We start from the raw sequence: 19,273 nt of genomic DNA on the forward strand, positions 1-19,273 counted from the left end.
CATTCTGGCCGGTCGCACCGAATCCCTGCATGTGAATGCTCAGCGGGTGGACGCGGCGGATGCTCAGTGCCGCTCGGTACGGTCGCGGGCGTGAGTTCTCCCCGCACCGGCACCGTCACGGTCCGACGCACGACGTCGGACACGTCGTCGCGCGCACGGCTCCGGGCACTCGCCCTGTCGACCGTGCGGGCCCTGGTGCGTGCGCCCGAGATCACCGTCGGTGTGGTCGGTGTGGTCGTCGCCGCGGCCTTCACCTGGGTGCCGTCGGTCTGGTACGACGAAGCCGCCACCCTGACGAGCGCGCAGCGCAGTTGGCCGACGCTCTGGGCGGAGCTGCAGAACGTCGACGCCGTGCACGGCCTGTACTACGCGCTCATGCACGTCTGGCTCGCACTGGTCGGCTACTCCCCGTTCACGCTCCGCTTCCCCAGCGCCCTGGCGATCGGGATCGCCGCCGCACTCGTGGTGGCGCTCGGCCGGCGGCTCGGCGGCGTCCGGCTCGGGGTCGTCTCCGGCGTGGTCTTCCTGCTGCTGCCCCGCGTCGCCTGGGCCGGGACCGAGGGCCGCCCCTACGCGACCGTCACCACCCTCGCCGCGCTGCTCACCCTCGTCGGGCTGACGGCCGTACGTCGCACCCGGGCCCGGCACCACGCGACGCGGTGGTGGGTCGTCTACGGGGTGCTCGCAGCGGTGGCCGTCCTCTTCAACGTCTACCTCGCCCTCGCCGTCGTGGCGCACGGCGTCGTGCTCGTGTGGACCGGCGTCGCCGACCGGGCGGCCCGCCGGCAGGCGTCGGTCACCGACCGCAGCGGTGCGGTGCCCTCGGCGATGGTGGACGGTGCCGTCGCCGTCCGCTGGGCCGTCGCCGCCGTGGCCGCAGCCGTGGTCGTCCTGCCGTTCATCGGCCTCGCTGCGGGGCAGGCCAAGCAGGTCGGCTGGATCACCGGCCTCGGGTGGGCCACGCTGCGCCAGGTGTTCGCGACCGCGTGGTTCGGGGTCGTCTACCCGTACGCCGCCGTCGCGTGGCTGCTCATGATCGTCGCGGTCGTGCTGACGGTCCGCGCGGCCCGACGCCCGTCATCCGGAGCCCGCGACGTGCTCCGCATGCAGGCCGTCCGTGTCGCCCTGCCCCTGACGGTCGTGCCCACCGCGCTGCTCGTCGCCGCGACCGCCGCCGGCGAACACCTGTACTCCCCCAAGTACGCCAGCCTGAGCCTGCCGTTCGTCGCGCTCCTGATCGGACTCGCGATCACGGCGCTCCGTCCGCGGCGCTGGGTCGCCGTCGCGGTCGCCGCGATGGTCCTGCTGTCCGTGCCGACGAGCACGATCGTGCGACTGCCGCACGCCAAGCAGTCCTCGCACTGGGCGAACGCGGCGGCGATCATCGAACGCGAACGGGACGTGACCACCGACGCCGACGAAGGGGTGGTCTACGGCAGCGTCTGGGGGCACCCGACCGCGACCGCGCAGGTCATCGCCGACGCCTACCCGGAGGCCTTCAGCGGCATGCGGGACCTGGCGGTGGCGAGCACGGGCGCGGAGCGCGGTCAGCTGTGGAACGTGAACGGCGACATCGCCACGACCGTGCCGGCACGCCTGACCGACATCGACACCGTGTGGTTCGTCGGCGCCACGTCGCGGAACATCCGCCCCCAGGTCTCCGAGACGCTCAAGGACCAGGGCTTCCACGTGGTGCGGTACTGGCACACGGACACGGTCATCCTGTGGAAGTACAGCCGCTGACGGTCGTCGCCGTCAGTGCACGACGCGGGCGCCGTGCACTGGTCCGGTGGCTCGGAGTGCGACGAGGCCGGCTGCGCTGAGCTCGACCTGCAGTTCGAGCGCGGCGTCACGGTCCCCGACCAGGAACGCCACCGTCGGGCCGCTGCCCGACACCAGTCCCGCGAGCGCCCCGGCCTTCTCGCCGAGTTCGAGCGTCGACGCGAGTCCGGGCTGCAGCCGCATCGCCGGGGCCTGCAGGTCGTTGTGGACGCAGTCGGCGAGCAGGTCGGGGTCGCCGGCACGCAGCGCCTGCAGCACGTTCGACTCCACCACGGGGTGGGACGGCGCCGGTGCGATGTCGGCGCGGTAGCGCTCGCGGTGCTCGTCGAGCGCACGGTAGACAGCCGGGGTCGACAACCCGTCGTCGCTCAGCGCGAGGACCCAGTGGAACTCGCCCTTCGCCAGCGCCGGGCTGAGTTCGTCGCCGCGCCCGGTGCCCACGGCCGTCCCGCCCGCGAAGGCGAACGGCACGTCCGCGCCGAGCTGCGCGGCCAGGCGGAGCAGTTCCTCGCGACCGAGGGCGGTGCCCCAGAGCGTGTCGACGGCGAGCAGCGTGGCCGCGGCGTCCGCCGAGCCCCCGCCCATGCCGCCGGCCACCGGCACCTGCTTGTCGATCGTCAGCCGGACCCCGCCCTGGTGTCCCGCTGCGTCGGCCACGAGCCGGGCTGCACGGATCGCCAGGTTCGACTCGTCGACCGGCACGTTCGACGTGTCGATCGGCCCCGTGAACGTCACCGAGAAGTCGTCGGCGGGCTCGGCCGTGACGTCCTCGTACAGCGACACCGCCTGGTAGGCCGTGGCCACGTCGTGGTAGCCGTCGTCCTGCAGTGCACCGACGGACAGGAACACGTTGATCTTGCCGGGGGCGCGCGTCCGCACGCGGGTCGGGGCGGCCAACGTGGTCATGCCCCCCAACCTATCCCGCTGCGGCTGCCGCGAAGCCCCGCGCCAGGTCGGCGAGGACGTCGTCGATGTGCTCGAGGCCGATCGACAGGCGGATGAGCCCGTCGCCGACACCCGCAGCGGCCCGCTCCGACGACGTCATCTGCACGTGCGTCGTCGATGCCGGGTGCACGACGAGCGACCGGACGTCACCGATGTTCGACACGTGGTCGAACAGCTCGAGGGCGGCCACGAACCGCCGTCCGGCGTCGACCCCACCGTCCAGGTCGAACGCCAGGACTGCCGACGGGCCCTTCGGCACGTACCGCTGCTGCAGGTGGTGCCACGGCGACGACGGCAGTCCCGCGTAGTGCACGCCGAGCACCTGGTCGTGCGCGTCCAGCCACGACGCGACGGCGGCCGCGTTCGACACGTGCCGCTCCATGCGCAGGGACAGGGTCTGGATGCCCTGCAGCACGAGGAAGGCGTTGAAGGGGGCGATCGCCGGACCGAGGTCGGCGGACAGCTTCGACCGGGTGCGCTGGATGAATGCGCGCCGCCCGAACTTCGACGCGAAGTTCGTGTTCGCGAAGCCGGACTGTTCGGCAGTCGCGAGCTGCGGGAACCGCTCCGGAAAAGCCGCCCAGTCGAAGTTGCCGCTGTCGACGATGAGCCCGGCGATGGCGCTGCCGTGCCCGGCCAGGTACTTCGTCGCCGAGTGCACGACGATGTCCGCACCGTGCTCGATCGGTCGGACCAGGTACGGCGTCGCGATGGTGTTGTCGACGATGAGCGGGACACCGGCCTCGTGCGCGACCCCGGCGACCCCGGCGAAGTCCAGGACGTCGCCGCGCGGGTTCGGGATGGACTCGCCGAAGAACGCCTTCGTCTCCGGTCGCACCGCCGCCGCCCACTCGTCCAGGTCGGTGGGGTCCTGCACGAAGGTGAACGCGATCCCGAGGTCACGCAGCGTCGACGCGAACAGCGTGTACGTCGCGCCGTACAGCGAGGCGCTCGACACGACGTGGTCGCCCGCGCGGGCGACGCCGAGCACGGCGAGTGACGTCGCCGCCTGTCCGGACGCCAGCGCCAACGCACCGACGCCACCCTCGAGGTCGGTGATCCGACGCTCGAGCGCGGCCGCCGACGGGTTGTTCACCCGCGAGTACGTGTGCCCCGGGGCGTTGAGCATGAACCGGTCCGCCGCGTCCTCACCGGACGGGTAGACGAAGGCCGCGGTCTGGGCGATCGGCGGGACGTTGCCACCGAACCCCGGGTCGGCCTTGAAGCCGGCGCGGATCTGCCGGGTCTCGAACGCCCAGCCGTCCTCGGTGCTGCTCGCGGCGCTGCCCATCAGACGACCGCCTCGGACGGCGCGGCCACCGACGGGCGGACGAGCGGGATGACCTGTTCGCCGAAGCGGTCCATCTCCTCGAGCTGCGGCGAGAACTGCAGCAGCAGTGTGTCCACCCCGGCGTCCTCGAACTCCTTGATCCGGGCAGCGACCTGCGCAGGCGTGCCGACGAACCCGGGGCGCAGACCGCGGTTCGACACCGAGTAGTCCTCGAGCGAGGGGACGTGCTCGAGCTGCGACTTCGAGATGAAGTCCTGGTACGACTCGTACGCGTTGCCGTGCTGCACGTCGGTGATCCGCGCGAGCTCGGCCTGTGCCTCCTCCTCGGTCTCGCGGACGATGACGTAGGCGGCCATGCCGAACGCCTCGAACGGCGGCAGCCCGGCGTCGACGCGGCGCTGTTTCATCTCGGCAATCTTCGTGCGGAGTTCTTCGACCGTGCCGCCGTGGGTGACGTAGGCGTCGGCGTACCCGGTGATCGCGGCCTTGCCCGCCTCGCTCTCGCCACCGGCGTAGATACGCGGCGTCACGCGGGGCTTCGGCTCGAGGTGGGCGTTCTGGACGTCGTAGTACTCACCCGAGAACGAGTACGGGGTCTCCCGCCACATCCCCTTCATGACCTCGACGAACTCCGCGGTCCGCTTGTACCGGTCGTCGTGCTCCGAGAAGATGCCGCCGTACTGCTTGGCCTCTTCCGCCCACCACGCGCTCACCACGTTGAACGTGAAGCGGCCGCACGAGATGTCGTCGATCGTCGCCGCCTGCTTGGCAGTCACCGCCGGCAGGTGGTAGCCGGGACGCATGGCCGCCATGATCTCGAGGCGCTCGGTCGTCGCCGCGATGGCCGCCGCGAGCGACCAGGCCTCGAGCGACGGCGCGGCCGTGCCCTTGATGTCGTTGAGGTTGAGCTCCGGCACGAGCGTCAGGTCGAAGCCGATCCGCTCGGCGCGCTGCGCCAGGCGCTTCACGTAGTCGAAGGTGACCGGCATGTTCTCGTTGTCGACGTTGCGCAGCCAGCCGCCGAAGAGCGGGGTCCAGTATCCGAATCGCACGGGGTGAGTTCCTTGGGGAGGTGGGGAGGGTCGGACTGGAGGCGCGGGGCGGGCCCGCACCGCGCCTCCAGTCCGGTGGATCTTGCGTTCTCAGGCCGTGAGCTGCGCCGCGTACTGCGTCTCCAGCAGGCCACCGAGGTACCGCGCGATGGAGCGCGGGCCGGAGGCCGGCGCGGTCTCCTCGACGGCGGGGTTGTAGTTCGTGTTCGTGTTGATGTCGTAGACGACCGTGCGACCGTCCGTCGTCTCCATGAACTCGACGCCCGCGATCTGGATCCGCTGCTCGGCGAGGAACCCGCGGAGCTGCTGGACGAGCGGGTGCTCGGCGGTGACCTCCGTGCGGACGCTGAACGCGCTCGGCTGGTCGGCTCCCGGTACGTCGCAGACGGCACCCGCGATGACCTGCGGGACCTCGCACGCGTCGGCGGGGCAGAGCTCGAAGCTGCCGGCGCTGGTGTCGACGCGGACGGCGTAGACGAACTCGCCGCCGACGAACTCGACGCGGGTGATGAAGGGCTCACGGGCGGTCAAGAACTCCTGCAGCAGCGTGATGCCGTCGACCGGGGCCTCGAACTCGGGGCTGTCGACGTAGGCGTCGAACTCGGCGAGCGAGTCGAACCGCCGGACGCCCAGGCCCTTGCCGCCCTGGTTGTGCTTCGTGATGAACGGGACGTCCTGGCCGTTCGTGAAGGTGCGGGCGGCCTGTTTGAGCGTCGTCGTGCCGAACACGGCGGTGGTGCGGGGCACGTCGAACCCGGCCTGCTGCAGGAGCCCGTGCTGGGCCACCTTGGAGACCTCGAGCTCGAGCACGTGGCTGCCGCCGACGACCTGGCGGCCCGCCCGCTCGAGCCAGCCGAGGACCGCGCGGGTGTACTCCTTGCTGTGCTCGTGGCCGCGGGTGTGGCTCGACGCCGACATCCGTGACCAGTAGACGCCCGGCTCCGGCTCGGCACCGAGGTCGATCTGTCCCTCGGTCAGCAGGATCTCCTGCACCGGGACACCCTCGGCCTCGAAGGCGGCGGCGAGCGGCGGGAACCACTCGGGGTTCTCGTGGATGACGTACACGCGGGGAGTGCTCACAGGCCCACCCTAGGCACGGTATACCGCACGCGGCCAAGTGTGTGACGCGGGGTTGCTTCGCGGGAGGGTGCGGGTCGCACGGTGCGCGCTTGTCCGGCAGGTGCGAGGTTGATCGCTCGGTGGCGGGATGAAGCGCGGCACCGAGCGGTCAACGGCGCACGAGATCATCAGCCTCGCACCGTGCGGGCTCGACCAACCTCGCACGAGCTGAACGGACCCGCACCGTGCGCCGCGTCAGCCGGCGAAGGTCTGCTGTCCGACGACGCCGAGCAGCTCGAGCTTCTGCGCGTCCTCGGAACCTGCGGGCGCGGTGAACAACAGCAGTGCCTGCGCCTGGTCGTCGGTGTGCAGCACCTGGCAGTCGACGGTGATCCGGCCGAGCTGGGGCTGCACGATCGTCTTGTTGTCGGACCAGCGAGTGGCCACCTCGTGCTTCGCCCAGAGCTCGCGGAACTCGGGGCTGCGGGTCTGCAGCTCGGCGATCAGTTCGGTGGCCCGGCGGTCCCCCGGTCCAGCGAGCCCCACCGCCGCCCGCAGCGACGCCACCACGACCCGGGCCAGTCGTTCGTGTTGCTCCGGCGCGTACTTCGCGAGCTCGTCCCCGGTCACGAACCACCGCCACGCCTGGTAGCGCTCGTTGCCGGGCAGGCTGACGGACGACCCGAGCAGTGCCGCGGCGAGCCGGTTCTCGACCAGCGTCTCGCCCAGGTGACTGACCACGATCGCGGGGGTGTCCTCGAGCCGGTCGAGCACCCGCAGGATCGCGGGGTCGACGTGGTCGGCGCGGTGCATCCGGGTCGGGGCGTTCTGCCCCGCGAGGTGGAACAGGTGGTCGCGCTCGTCGAGACTGCAGCGCAGCGCCCGGGCGATCGCGGCGATCATCTGCTCCGACGGCTGCGGGCCGCGCTGCTGTTCCAGACGCGTGTAGTAGTCGACCGACATGCCCGCGAGCGCAGCGACTTCTTCGCGCCGGAGACCAGGCGTCCGGCGTCGCGGCCCCTGCCCGAGGCCGACGTCCTCGGGGCGCAGCAGTTCGCGGCGACGGCGGAGGAAGTCGGCGAGTGCAGCGCGGTCCATGATCCCGATTGTCGTCCGGTTCCCGCCGCCGTGCCAGGGATCGCCGATCCCCCGATGACCGAGGTCTGGATGGTTCGGCGACGACGGCGCATGGTGGTGGACATGGACATCACGAACTCCACCGTCTTCATCCCCGGCGCGACCTCGGGCATCGGCCTCGCCCTGGCCCAGCGCCTGCAGGCCGCCGGCAGCACCGTCGTCATCGGCGGCCGTCGCCAGTCGCTCCTCGACTCCCTCGCCGCCGAGCACGGCTTCGGCACCGTGCAGATCGACGTCGCCGACGCGTCGTCGATCGAGACCGCCGCCGCCTCGGTGCTCGAGGCGTACCCGTCGCTCGATGCCCTCATCACCATGTCCGGGATCATGCGCGACGAAGACCTCCGCGACCCCGCGCACATCCACGACGCCCTCGAGCTCGTCCAGACGAACCTGGTCGGCACGATCCGGCTCGTCGACGCGTTCCTGCCGCACCTGCTCGCACAGCCCTCGGCCACCCTGATGACGGTCACGTCCGGGCTCGCGTTCGTCCCGCTCACCGCGTCGCCGACCTACAGCGCGACGAAGGCAGCCGTGCACGCCTACACGCAGGCCCTCCGTCAGCAGCTGGTCGGTTCGTCGCTCGAGGTGCTCGAACTCGCCCCGCCGGCCGTGATGACCGACCTGATGGGCGGCGCCGACTTCGGTGGGATGCCGCTCGACGCCTTCGCCGACGAGGTCATGGCCCTCATCGAGTCCGGCGCCGCCCCGGAGATCCTGGTGCAGAACGTGCACCCGCTGCGCTTCGCCGAACGCAACGGCAACCACCAGCAGATCCTCGAGATGATGGCGTCCCGCGAGCACTGACCCGGGCGACACCTGGAACGGTACGAGGGGCGCGTCAGTCGTCAGTGCCGTCGGCCTGCTCGCCACGGCGACGGGCGAGCCGGTCGAGGGCACGGCGCGCGAGCGGCAGCGCCGAGGCGATCACCGCGCTGTACAACGCCGAGTCGAGGGGCTTGTGGTGCAGGCGTGTCACCGCCCAGGCTGCGGTGAACGCGGTCACGGCCAGTGCTCCCTCGGCCACTCGACCCGAACGGTCGAGGCGCGGCGGCGGGCGGAAGTCGTCGTCGTCATCGCGATCGCCCGGATCGTCGCGGAAGGCCGAGACCGCGACCCCGAACACGGGGAACGCGACCCCGAGCAGCACTCCCGCCCATGCCGCGTCGTTCTGCAGGTCTCGCACGACAGCGGGCACGGCGAAGAACTCGATGACGAGCCCGCCGAGCACGGCGACGATCGCGAGCCACTGGGAGAGGGTGATGCGACGCACCCGTTGATCGTATGGGTGAGACGACCGTGCGCGCGGTCCCCCGTTCGCGGCGTCGGAGGCCGCCGCGCCGCGTCGTGGCGATCAGCCGCCTCCGGCCCCGCGGTGTGTCGGCTACTCCGCAGCCGCGAGGACCGTCCGACCGAGCCGCACGAAGTCGTCGACACCGATCGCCTCGCCCCGTGCCGTCGGGTCGATGCCCGCCGCCGTCAGGACCTCGGAGGCGTGGGCGCTGCCGCCGAGCACACCCGACAGGCTCTGCCGCAGCATCTTCCGCCGCTGCTGGAACGCCGCGTCCACCAGGGTGAACACCCGCGACCGCAGCCGATCGTCGCCCGGGGGCTCGTGCCGGTCGAACGCCACCAGCACGCTGTCGACGTTCGGCACGGGCCAGAAGACCTGACGGCTGACGAGCCCGGCGGTGCTCCACGAGCCGTACCACGCGGCCTTGACGCTCGGCGAACCGTAGACCTTGCTGCCCGGGCCGGCCGCGAGCCGGTACCCGACCTCGGCCTGCACCATCACGAGCGACCGCTCGATCGAGGGGAAGGTCGCGAGCAGGTGCAGCAGCACGGGCACCGAGATGTTGTAGGGCAGGTTCGCGACGAGGTGGGTCGGCTCGGTGTCGAGGTCCGATGCGGCGACGGTCATCGCGTCCTGCTGCACGACCGTCAGCGACGCCGCCGGCTGCAGCGCACTGACCGTCGACGGCAACTTCGCCGCGAGCCGCTTGTCGATCTCGACCGCGGTGACGGGCGCCCCGGTCTCGGTGAGCCCGAGCGTCAGGGAGCCGAGGCCGGGCCCGATCTCGAGCACCTGGGACGAGGGCGTCACACCGGCGACCGACACGATGCGCCGGACGGTGTTGGCGTCGTGCACGAAGTTCTGCCCGAGCTTCTTCGTCGGGGTCACATCGAGTTCAGCAGCGAGCTCCCGGATCTCGGCGGGGCCGAGCAGCGCGCCCACTACTCGTCCACCGTCACGGGTTCGGCGTCCCACGCGCCGTAGACGAGTTCGGTGTTCGAGGCGATCTGCGCGGCGAGCATCGAGGCGTCGGTGCCGAGGGTCTCTGCCATCGACCGCAGGGTGATCGGGATCAGGTACGGGGCGTTCGGCCGGCCGCGGTACGGCGTCGGGGTCAGGAACGGCGCGTCCGTCTCGACCATGATCAGGTGCCGCGGCGCGACGAGCAGGGCTTCGCGGAGCGGGGCCGCGTTCTTGAACGTCACGGTGCCGGCGAACGACATGTACCAGCCGCGCTCGGCGCAGAGCCGAGCCAAGTCGGGGCCGCCGGAGAAGCAGTGGAACACCGTGCGCTCCGGAGCCCCGACGCGGTCGAGCACCTCGACCACGGCGTCGTGCGCGTCGCGGTCGTGGATCGTCAGCGCGAGGCCGTGCTCCTTCGCGATGCGGATGTGCTCCTCGAACGAGCGGATCTGGGCGTCGCGCCCGTCCTCACCGGTGCGGAAGAAGTCGAGTCCGGTCTCACCGATCGCCCGGACGCGGGGCAACGCCGCCAGCCGCTCGATGCCGGCGAGGTGCTCGTCGAGCAGCCCCTGCTCCTGCAGCGACGGCGCCTCGTTCGGGTGCAGTGCGACCGCCGCGAGCACGCGGGGTTCACGGGCGGCGATCGACGCGGACCACTGCGAAGTGGCGAGGTCGGTACCGACCTGCACGACACCGCGGACACCGACGCTGGAGGCACGGCCGAGGTGCTCGCGGTAGTCGAGCGCCCCGTCGCCACCGTCGGCGATCTCCATGTGCGTGTGGTTGTCGTAGACCGGTACCACGAGCGCCTCGGGCAACGGCGGGTAGGTCAGGTCGCGCTTGGAGCCGTCCCCGTCGCCGCGGGAGCGGAGGTGGGCGTCGGTCACGCGGCGCCCTGCTCCGCCTGCTCGATCCGCGGGAAGAGTCCGCTCTCGAGCGCCACGACGTGCGAAGCCCCCTGCCACTCGAAGGCACGATCAACCCGCTGCTCGGCGATCGAGCCGCCGGCACCGATCGACGCCCACAGCTTCTCGGTGGCCTTCGGCATCACCGGGGAGAGCAGCACCGCGACCGTGCCGAGCCCACGGAGTGCCGTGGTCAGGACGGTGCCGAGCCGCTCGCGGTTCGCGTCGTCCTTCGCCAGGGCCCACGGCTGCTGCTCGGTGATGTACCCGTTCAGGGCGTCGACGAGCTCCCAGACGGCGGCGATCGCCTCGTGCGGGGCGAATGCGGCGATGGCTGCGTCGGCACGCTCGGTGACCGACACGGCCAGGGCGTCGACGGCTTCGTCCGACTCGGTCAGGGATCCGCGTGACGGCACGGCGCCGTCGAAGTACTTCTGCAGCATCGCGACCAGGCGCGAGGCGAGGTTGCCGAAGCCGTTCGCGAGTTCGGCCTGGTACCGCGCCGAGATGTCCTCCCAGCTGAAGTTGCCGTCCTGCCCGAAGGTGATCGCGCGGAGGAAGTAGTAGCGGAAGGCGTCGGACCCGAACGTGTCGGTGATCTCCGACGGTGCGATGCCGGTCAGCTTCGACTTGGACATCTTCTCGCCGCCGACGAGCAGCCAGCCGTGGCCGAACACGCGTTCCGGCACCGGCAGGCCGGCAGCCATGAGCATCGCCGGCCAGATGACGGCGTGGAAGCGGGCGATGTCCTTGCCGACGATGTGCACGCTCGGCCAGAGGCGCTTGAAGGCCTCGTCGTCCTCGGTGCCGTAGCCCAGCGCCGTGACGTAGTTGAGCAGGGCGTCGAACCACACGTACAGGACGTGGTCGCTGTCCCACGGGATCGTGATGCCCCAGTCGAAGCTGGACCGCGAGATCGACAGGTCGCGGAGACCCTGCTTCACGAACGAGATGATCTCGTTGCGCACGCTCTCCGGCTGGATGAACAGCGGGTTCGACTCGTACAGGTCGAGCAGGCGCTGCTCGAAGTCCGACATGCGGAAGAAGTAGTTGCGCTCGGCCAGCACCTCGACCGGGATCGAGTGGATGGCGCAGACCTGCTGGCCCTCGTACGCACCGGTTCCGGGAACCAGGTCGCTCGGCTGCTTGTACTCCTCGCAGCCCACGCAGTAGAAGCCCTCGAACTCGCCGGCGTAGATGTAGCCGTCGTCGTAGAGCTTCTGCAGGAACGCCGTCACCCCGCGCTCGTGGCGCTCGTCGGTGGTGCGGATGAAGTCGTCGTTGGCCACGTCGACGGTGTCGAGCAGCGGCTTCCAGGCCTCGGTGACGAGGCGGTCGGCCCATTCCTTGGGCGTGACCTCGTTCGCCGAGGCGGTGCGCAGGATCTTCTGCCCGTGCTCGTCGGTGCCGGTGAGCAGCCAGGTGTCGTCACCCCGCTGCCGGTGCCAGCGCGCGAGGACGTCCGCGGCGACCTCGGTGTAGGCGTGCCCGATGTGGGGCACGTCGTTCACGTAGAAGATCGGCGTGGTGATGCTGAACGAGGACCCGTCGGACATGCGGACCATCCTACGGGCGCGCGGAACCCGCATGACGCGCGCGGCGGTGGTCTGTGGAAAACCGGATCCGGGAGGCCCGTGGCGGGCCCGCCCCGCGCCTCCAGACCGGAGTCCCCAGCCGTCTACCGCGCCGCGAGCGCGCCTTCGTAGAGGTCCCGTTTGGACAGCCCGGTCGCGTCCGCGACCGCCGCTGCGGCCTCCTTCATGCGCATGCCGGCGGCCACCCGCTCGAGCACCAGTCGGACCCCGTCGTCGAGCGTCGCTTCCTCGGTGGCCTCGGCGGCTCCTGCGACGACGATGCAGATCTCGCCCCGGACCCCCTCGGACGCCCACGTGACGAGCTCGTCGAGCGGACCGCGCCTGACCTCTTCGTAGAGCTTCGTGAGCTCGCGGCAGACCGCGGCACGACGATCGCCGCCGAACCCGACGGCCATGTCGGCGAGCGTCTCGGCCAACCGGTGCGGCGACTCGAAGAAGACCATCGTGCGCTGCTCCCCCGCGAGCGCCTGGAACGCACGGCGGCGTTCCCCGCCCTTGCGCGTCGGGAAGCCCTCGAACGTGAAGCGGTCCGTCGGCAGGCCCGAGACGGCGAGCGCCATGAGCACCGCCGACGGGCCGGGCAGCGCCGTGACGGTGACGCCGGCCGCGGCCGCCGCCTCGACGAGCGGGAAGCCGGGGTCGCTGATGGCGGGCATGCCGGCGTCGGTGAGGACCACGACGTCCTCGTCACGGGCGAGCTCGACGACCTCGGACGCCTTCGCCCGTTCGTTGTGCTCGTGCAGGGCGATGAGCCGCGGACGGTTGTCGATGCCGAGGGCACGCATGAGGTGGATGGCGGTCCTGGTGTCCTCCGCCGCGACCACCGTGGCGTTGGAGAGGGTCTCGACGAGACGGCGCGAGGCGTCCCCGAGGTTGCCGATGGGCGTTGCTGCGAGGACGATCACGCACCCATTGTCGTCGCAGCACCGACGCAGCGCGGACATGTGGTCTCTCCGTAGGATGCTCAGCGATGACCAGCGCGCTGACCGACGACCGCACGGCCGTGCCCGACGGGCCGGTCGGCTCGCGCCTCGACGACTGGTGGGGGCGGATGCTCTCCACCGCCCAGCGCGTGGCGGTGTGGCGCTGGGCGGGACCGATCGCGGTGACGCTGCTCGCCGCCGTGCTGCGCCTGGCCAACCTCGGGAACCCGCACTCCCTGGTCTTCGACGAGACCTACTACGTCAAGGACGGCTGGTCGATCGTCCACCTCGGGTACGAGGGCACCTGGCCGGCGAACCCGAGCAGCGACTCGGCCCCGACGACCGACGACCGGTTCTCGAGCGGTGAGACGGACATCTTCACCAGCGCCGCGGAGTTCATCGCGCACCCGCCGCTCGGCAAGTACCTGATCGGGCTCGGCATGCTCCTGTTCGGGGCGGACAACTCGTTCGGCTGGCGGTTCGCGGTGGCCGTGCTCGGCATCGCGACGGTGTTCCTCACCGCCGTGATCGCCCGGTCGCTGTTCCGCTCCACCCTGGTCGGCACGCTCGCCGGCGGCCTGCTCGCGATCGACGGCCAGGCCATCGTGATGTCCCGCGTGACGCTGCTCGACGGGATCCTGACGTTCTTCGTCGTGCTCGGGTTCGGGGCGCTCCTGCTCGACCGGCGCCGGAGTCAGCGGCGGCTCGACGACTGGGTCGCCGAGCGCGTCGCGGCCGGCCGGGACACCCTGTGGGGGCCCGTGCTCTGGTGGCGTCCGTGGCTGGTCGCGATGGGGCTGACGATGGGGCTGGCCACCGCGACGAAGTGGTCGGGGATGTACTTCCTGGCGTTCTTCGCCGTCTACTCCGTGCTGAGCGACATGATGATGCGTCGCCGAGCCGGGGTCGAGTTCTGGTCGTCGAGCGCGCTGCTGCAGCAGGCACCCGTGTCGTTCCTGCTCACCGTGCCGATCGCCGCCGTCACCTACGTCGCGTCGTGGACCGGCTGGTTCGTGTCGAAGGACGGCTGGGACCGCAACTGGCTGGCCTCCGGCGGGGAACGCTGGACCGGGGTACTCCGGTGGGTGCCGGACAGCCTGCAGAACTGGTGGCACTACCAGTCGGAGATCTACAACTTCAACATCGGGCTGCACACGCCGCACTCGTACCAGGCGAACCCGCTGCTCTGGCTCGTCATGCAGCGCCCCACGTCGATGTTCTACGTCGGCACCGACGCCGGCCAGGACGGCTGCTCGGCCAGCCGCTGCGGCGAGGCCATCACCGGGGTCGCGAACCCGTTCATCTGGTACGCGGCGGTCATCGCGACCGTGGCCCTGCTCGTGCTCTGGATCCTGCGCCGACGGTGGCAGTACGGGTTCGTCCTGCTCGGCGTCGCCGCGGGCTACCTGCCGTGGCTGATGTACGTCAACCGGACGGTCTTCCAGTTCTACACGATCGCATTCGAGCCCTTCATGGTGATGGCGCTGGCTGCGGCGATCGGGTTGGTGCTCGGGTCACGGACCGATCCGCGGCCCCGACGGACCCGGGCGATCGTCTGGGTCGGCGTGTACCTGGTCGTGGTCGTGCTCGCGTCGGCGTACTGGTACCCGATGTGGACCGCGATCCAGGTGCCGTGGGACTTCATCCGGTCGCACTACTGGCTGCCGAGCTGGCTGTAGCGCGCGTCGGGTGCCGGCCCGGCGCACTGGTCGCGACCAGGCCGCCGGACGGGAGGCACGGGTCGACTCCGCCACGGGCCTCCTGTCCGGAGTCGGCTGGCACCGGAGCCGCGCGCCGTCCGCGGGGACGCGTCAGGACTGCGCGTGCAGCGCTCGCTCGATCGACTCGCGGTCGAGCGGGTCGCCGACCATCGTCGTGGCGGTCTCGCTCGCGGTCTGCGGCAGGACGCCCTCGATGAGGAGCTCGGCGTACCGGCGCCACGCGTTCGGGTCGCGCTCTCGGGTCGCGTCGGCCACCGCGCCCACCATCGCGGTGAGCATCGGCAGGTCGCGGTAGTCGAACCCGGCACGGACGACCCCGGCGGTCTCGGCCCGGCCGATGATCGCGGAGACCTGGCGTTCCAGCCGGTCACGCTCCTGCACGATCGACGGACGTGCCTTGCCGGCGCGCACGATGGCGTCGGCGAGCGCACGGTCGCGGGCGCGGAACTCGAACACGCCGGTCAGGTAGACCCGGAGGGCCTCGCGCGGGTCGACGACGTCGGCGGCGCGGGCCGCTGCGTCGTTCAGAGCCTCGAACTTGGTGGCGAGCAGCGCCTCGATCAGGGAGTCCTTGTCGGCGAAGCGTCGGTACACGGTGCCGACGCCGACGCCCGCTTCGTGCGCGATGTCGTTCAGGGTGACCGACAGACCACGCTCTGCGAAGCACTTGCGAGCGGTCTGCAGGATCAGCTCGCGGTTGCGTGCCGCATCGGCGCGCAGCGGGCGCTCGAGGTCGGGCGCGGACTCGGTGGTGCTCACGGTGCCGAACCTAGTTGAACTTTCTGGGAATAAGTGGATGCGGAGCTTCCGTTTCGGTCTACACTGTCGACAAACGGATGCCGCGCATCCGTTTGACACCTCCCCTCTTCGAAACGCCCGACGGTGCGCGCTTCGTGCTCCCCCTCCAACCTTCTCGAAGGAGGCTGCCGTGACGGCAGAACACACCGTGCCGACCCCCACCGGGGCAGCACCCACGACCTCTGGCTCCACCCCCGCCAAGAGCAACCACCGCTGGATCGCCCTGGCGGTCATCGCCCTCGCCCAGCTGATGGTCGTGCTCGACGCCACCATCGTGAACATCGCACTGCCCTCGGCCCAGGCCGACCTGGGGTTCGGCACCGACCAGCGCCAGTGGATCGTCACCGCGTACTCGCTGGCGTTCGGTTCGCTCCTGCTGCTCGGCGGCCGCCTCGGCGACCTGTTCGGCCGCAAGAACACCTTCATCATCGGCCTGGTCGGCTTCGCGGTCGCATCGGTCCTCGGTGGCCTCGCCGACTCGTTCGGCCTGCTGGTCGCCGCCCGCGCCCTGCAGGGTGTGTTCGGCGCGCTGCTCGCCCCGTCCGCCCTCGGCATGCTGACCACGACCTTCCGCGACCCGAAGGAGCGCGGTCGTGCGTTCGGCATCTTCGGGTCCATCGCCGGTTCCGGTGCGGCCATCGGCCTGCTCCTCGGTGGCGTGCTGACCGAGTACGCGTCGTGGCGCTGGTGCCTCTACGTCAACGTGGTCTTCGCCGTGCTCGGCGTGATCGGCGCGCTCGTCTTCATGGAGAAGCCGCCGAAGGTCGACCGCCCGCGCATCGACGTCCTCGGGGTCATCACCATCACCGCCGGCCTGGTCGGCGTCGTCTACGGCTTCTCGAACGCCGAGACCAACGGCTGGGACTCCCCCGTCACCATCGCGATGCTCGCCGCGGGCGTGGTGCTGATCGCCGCGTTCGTGTTCATCGAGACCCGTGTGGCGCACCCGCTGCTGCCCCTGCGCGTGGTGCTCGACCGCGACCGCGGTGGGTCGTTCATCGCGATCGGCCTGGTGGCGATCGGCATGTTCGGCATCTTCCTGTTCCTGACCTACTACCTCGAGCAGACCCTCGGGTTCAGCTCGCTGCAGACCGGTCTGGCCTTCCTGCCGATGCCACTGTCGATCATGATCTCGGCGACGCAGATCGGTGGGCGCCTCCTGCCCCGCGTCGGCCCGAAGATCCTGATCTTCGCCGGTGGCCTCGTCGCCGCGACCGGCCTGCTCCTGCTGCTGCGCACCGACCTGGACAGCTCCTACGCGGGCACCGTCCTGCCGGCGCTGGTCGTCATCGGCCTCGGCATGGGCACGATCTTCTCGTCCGCGATGAACACCGCGACGACCGGGGTCGCCCGCGCCGACGCCGGTGTGGCCTCGGCGACGGTCAACACGATGCAGCAGATCGGTGGTTCGATCGGCACGGCGCTGCTGTCGACGATCTTCGCCGACGTGGTGTCGAACAGCCTGTCCGGACTGTCCGCCGCCCCGACGAAGCTGCAGCAGGCGCAGGCCACGCTCGACGGCTACCACGTGGCGTTCGGCATCTCGGCCGGCGTGCTCGTGCTCGTCGCCCTCGCGGGAGGTCTGCTCATCAACCGGCAGTCGGTGCGGGTCGAGCGGCTCGCACGTGCCGGGTCCGCCACGACCGGGAGCATCCCCGCCGCGGCGCACTGACGTCGCAGCGGGGCAGTGCTGACTCGGAACGACGATCGCGATGTCGTACGACAACCGCCTTGTCGTTCCGAGTCGACGCACCAACCACCACGCGCGCCCGTGGTTGCGCAGTGTGTCGGTTTCCCTGTCGCCCGTCAGTGGTCCGCATTATCGTGTGCGGCATGGCCCCCGTCCTGACCTCGCCGCTCGTGTCGACGCAGTGGCTCGCAGACCACCTCGGTGGTGACGAGCTCGTCGTCCTCGACGCCTCGGTGCACACGGTGGGGACCGGCCTCGAGACCACGTGGCGTTCCGCGGTCGACTCCTACGAGCAGCGCGGGCACGTCCCCGGCGCCCGCTTCGCTGACCTCGTCGACGCGTTCTCGACGCCGGGCGCCGCGGTCCCCTTCACCCGCCCGAGCGCCGAACGGTTCGAGGCCGCGGCCGGCGACCTGGGTGTCACGAACACCTCGACGGTCGTGGTCTACGACGACAGCGTCGGCGAGTGGTCGGCACGACTGTGGTGGATCTTCCGGTCGTTCGGGTTCGACTCGGTCGCGGTCCTCGACGGCGGCTTCACGAAGTGGCGCGACGAGGGCCGTCCGGTCCGCGTCGGAGCCCTCCGCCACGCCCCTTCGTCGGCGAAGTCGCCCGACGACGACCGCGCCTTCCTCGCCGGTGAAGAGCGCCCGCTCTGGGCCGACCACGCCCGTGTGCGCCGAGCCGTGACGGGTGAGCAGCCCGCGGCGCTGGTGTTCGCGGCGCCCGACGCGGCCCTCGGCGACGACCACCCGCCGATCATCCCGGGCAGCACCCCGATCACGGCGGACACCCTGGTGGACCCGGAGACGAACGCCTACCTGCGGGGGTCGAAGCTCGCCGAGGCGTTCGCCGCCGTCGTCGGCGAGGACGAGATCGTGACGTACTGCGGGGTGGGCAGCGCCGCGTGCGTCGACGCTCTGGCACTGACCGTGCTCGGCCACGACAAGGTCACCGTGTACGACGGCTCGCTGCTGGACTGGTGGCGACACGAGCCCGAGGCGCTGGCGTCCTGACGACGACACGCGTCCCGGCTAGCGTTGGCGCATGAGCTCCAGACGCGCGGTCATCCTCGGCGGCACCGGCGGGATCGGTTCGGCCGTCGCACGTGAGCTGCTCGACGCCTCCGGCCGAGGCGGCGACGACTGGCAGGTCGACGTCCTGGCCCGTCGTGGGGGCCCGGCGGCCGACGCCCTGAGCGCATCGGGCGCGAGCTTCACCGCCGGTGACCGCCGCGACACGAGCACCCTGCGTGACCTCCTCCGCCCCGGCGCGGACCTGCTCGTCGACACCGTGGGGCTGACCCGTGACGACGCGACGCAGCTCCTGCCGTTCCTCGACGACGTCGGTTCCACCGTCTTCGTCTCCTCGCGCGCGGTCTACGCCGACGAGCAGGGGCGGCACGCGAACTCGACCGACAAGCCGGTCTTCGGCGGCGCGGTGACCGAGATCCAGCCGACCGTCACCGCGGGCGACGGCGACCCGACCAGCCGCGACGGCTACGGCGCCGCGAAGGTGGCGTCGGAGCAGGTCCTGCTCGACCACGGCGCCCCGGTCACGGTCCTGCGACCGTCGAAGGTGTACGGCGTCGGCATCGGCCGTCCGCGCGAGTGGTTCGTGGTGCGACGGGTGCTCGACGGGCGCGAACGGATCCTGCTCGCCGACCACGGACGCGGCGTCGACCACACGACGGCGGCGAGCGGGATCGGCTCACTCGTCCGCCTGGTCGCCGATGCTCCTGACCGGCGCATCCTCAACGTCGCCGACGACACCGCTCCGACGGCGCTCGAGATCGTGCGGACCATCGCCGGGCACCTCGACCACCGGTTCGACGAGGTCCTGCTCGACGCGGAGGCCCCCGCCTTCGTCGGGACCACCCCGTGGTCGTCGCCGTCACCGTTCGTCCTCGACACGACGGCAGCGCGGACGCTCGGGTGGCAGCCGCCGACCTTCGCCACGGCGGTCCTGCCCGAACTCGACTGGTTGGTGGAGACCGCGCAGAGCACACCGGCCGACGGCGACGTGCCGTGGGCCGACGATCCGTTCTGGGAGCGCTTGTTCGACTACGGCCCCGAGGACGCCGCCCTCGCGCTCCTGTCGCTCGGCCTCGGGTGACGGTGC

Annotated in this window: 17 protein-coding genes; 6 read left to right on the forward strand and 11 right to left on the reverse strand. The window is 71.1% G+C overall.

The annotated features are described in order from the left end of the window. Positions 1-90: 90 nt before the first annotated feature. Complete coding sequence (locus KZI27_RS16370; protein ID WP_222658449.1) at positions 91-1,743, forward strand: glycosyltransferase family 39 protein; 1,653 nt, start codon at positions 91-93, stop codon at positions 1,741-1,743. A gap of 12 nt (positions 1,744-1,755) precedes the next feature. Here KZI27_RS16370 and KZI27_RS16375 read toward each other — a convergent pair whose 3' ends face one another. The 5 genes from KZI27_RS16375 to KZI27_RS16395 all read right to left on the reverse strand — a co-directional run bounded on the left by KZI27_RS16375 (position 1,756) and on the right by KZI27_RS16395 (position 7,227). After that, a complete protein-coding gene (locus KZI27_RS16375) occupies positions 1,756-2,688 on the reverse strand; it encodes a 4-(cytidine 5'-diphospho)-2-C-methyl-D-erythritol kinase (protein ID WP_123314233.1) in 933 nt (310 codons plus the stop codon). Positions 2,689-2,698: 10 nt separating this feature from the next. Then, positions 2,699-4,018, reverse strand: a complete 1,320-nt coding sequence (locus KZI27_RS16380; RefSeq protein WP_222658450.1) for an O-acetylhomoserine aminocarboxypropyltransferase/cysteine synthase family protein — start codon at positions 4,016-4,018, stop codon at positions 2,699-2,701. Continuing rightward, positions 4,018-5,070 (reverse strand): LLM class flavin-dependent oxidoreductase, encoded by a 1,053-nt coding sequence (locus KZI27_RS16385; RefSeq protein WP_222658451.1) that lies wholly within the window; start codon positions 5,068-5,070, stop codon positions 4,018-4,020. The genes KZI27_RS16380 and KZI27_RS16385 overlap by 1 nt, the downstream gene beginning before the upstream one ends. Positions 5,071-5,160: 90 nt before the next feature. Continuing rightward, positions 5,161-6,150 (reverse strand): RimK family alpha-L-glutamate ligase, encoded by a 990-nt coding sequence (locus tag KZI27_RS16390; protein WP_222658452.1) that lies wholly within the window; start codon positions 6,148-6,150, stop codon positions 5,161-5,163. A 234-nt stretch (positions 6,151-6,384) separates the two neighbouring features. After that, positions 6,385-7,227 (reverse strand): helix-turn-helix transcriptional regulator, encoded by an 843-nt coding sequence (locus KZI27_RS16395; RefSeq protein WP_222658453.1) that lies wholly within the window; start codon positions 7,225-7,227, stop codon positions 6,385-6,387. Between the two features lie 102 nt (positions 7,228-7,329). Here KZI27_RS16395 and KZI27_RS16400 point away from each other — a divergent pair, with 102 nt between their 5' ends. Next, the gene (locus tag KZI27_RS16400) at positions 7,330-8,070 is read left to right on the forward strand and encodes an SDR family oxidoreductase (protein WP_222658454.1); all 741 of its coding nucleotides are present in this window, start codon (positions 7,330-7,332) and stop codon (positions 8,068-8,070) included. Between the two features lie 34 nt (positions 8,071-8,104). Here the strand turns inward: KZI27_RS16400 and KZI27_RS16405 are convergent, their stop codons facing one another. The 5 genes from KZI27_RS16405 to rsmI all read right to left on the reverse strand — a co-directional run bounded on the left by KZI27_RS16405 (position 8,105) and on the right by rsmI (position 12,925). Continuing rightward, the gene (locus KZI27_RS16405) at positions 8,105-8,536 is read right to left on the reverse strand and encodes a hypothetical protein (RefSeq protein ID WP_222658455.1); all 432 of its coding nucleotides are present in this window, start codon (positions 8,534-8,536) and stop codon (positions 8,105-8,107) included. Positions 8,537-8,647: 111 nt separating this feature from the next. Next, positions 8,648-9,499, reverse strand: coding sequence for a 16S rRNA (adenine(1518)-N(6)/adenine(1519)-N(6))-dimethyltransferase RsmA (rsmA, locus tag KZI27_RS16410; RefSeq protein ID WP_222658456.1), 852 nt, complete (start codon positions 9,497-9,499; stop codon positions 8,648-8,650). Continuing rightward, positions 9,499-10,407, reverse strand: a complete 909-nt coding sequence (locus KZI27_RS16415) for a TatD family hydrolase (RefSeq protein WP_222658457.1) — start codon at positions 10,405-10,407, stop codon at positions 9,499-9,501. Before KZI27_RS16415 ends, rsmA begins: the two co-directional genes overlap by 1 nt. After that, the gene (gene metG / locus KZI27_RS16420) at positions 10,404-11,981 is read right to left on the reverse strand and encodes a methionine--tRNA ligase (protein WP_222658458.1); all 1,578 of its coding nucleotides are present in this window, start codon (positions 11,979-11,981) and stop codon (positions 10,404-10,406) included. The genes KZI27_RS16415 and metG overlap by 4 nt, the downstream gene beginning before the upstream one ends. 122 nt (positions 11,982-12,103) lie before the next feature. After that, a complete protein-coding gene (gene rsmI, locus KZI27_RS16425) occupies positions 12,104-12,925 on the reverse strand; it encodes a 16S rRNA (cytidine(1402)-2'-O)-methyltransferase (RefSeq protein ID WP_222658459.1) in 822 nt (273 codons plus the stop codon). A gap of 65 nt (positions 12,926-12,990) precedes the next feature. Between rsmI and KZI27_RS16430 the strand changes: the two genes are divergently transcribed. Next, complete coding sequence (locus KZI27_RS16430; protein WP_222658460.1) at positions 12,991-14,622, forward strand: dolichyl-phosphate-mannose--protein mannosyltransferase; 1,632 nt, start codon at positions 12,991-12,993, stop codon at positions 14,620-14,622. 132 nt (positions 14,623-14,754) lie between these two features. Here the strand turns inward: KZI27_RS16430 and KZI27_RS16435 are convergent, their stop codons facing one another. Further along, entirely contained in the window at positions 14,755-15,423 is a 669-nt protein-coding gene (locus KZI27_RS16435) for a TetR/AcrR family transcriptional regulator (protein ID WP_222658461.1), read from the reverse strand. Positions 15,424-15,592: 169 nt separating this feature from the next. Here KZI27_RS16435 and KZI27_RS16440 point away from each other — a divergent pair, with 169 nt between their 5' ends. The 3 genes from KZI27_RS16440 (at position 15,593) to KZI27_RS16450 (ending at position 19,267) form a co-directional block, all read left to right on the forward strand. Continuing rightward, positions 15,593-17,134, forward strand: coding sequence for an MFS transporter (locus KZI27_RS16440; RefSeq protein WP_222658462.1), 1,542 nt, complete (start codon positions 15,593-15,595; stop codon positions 17,132-17,134). A 161-nt stretch (positions 17,135-17,295) separates the two neighbouring features. After that, on the forward strand, positions 17,296-18,168 hold the full coding sequence (locus tag KZI27_RS16445) for a sulfurtransferase (RefSeq protein WP_222658463.1): 873 nt from the start codon (positions 17,296-17,298) through the stop codon (positions 18,166-18,168). A 31-nt stretch (positions 18,169-18,199) separates the two neighbouring features. Then, a complete protein-coding gene (locus KZI27_RS16450) occupies positions 18,200-19,267 on the forward strand; it encodes an NAD-dependent epimerase/dehydratase family protein (RefSeq protein ID WP_222658464.1) in 1,068 nt (355 codons plus the stop codon). Positions 19,268-19,273: the final 6 nt, after the last annotated feature.

Origin of the sequence: Curtobacterium sp. TC1, from assembly GCF_019844075.1 — a bacterium.
Lineage (GTDB): Bacteria > Actinomycetota > Actinomycetes > Actinomycetales > Microbacteriaceae > Curtobacterium.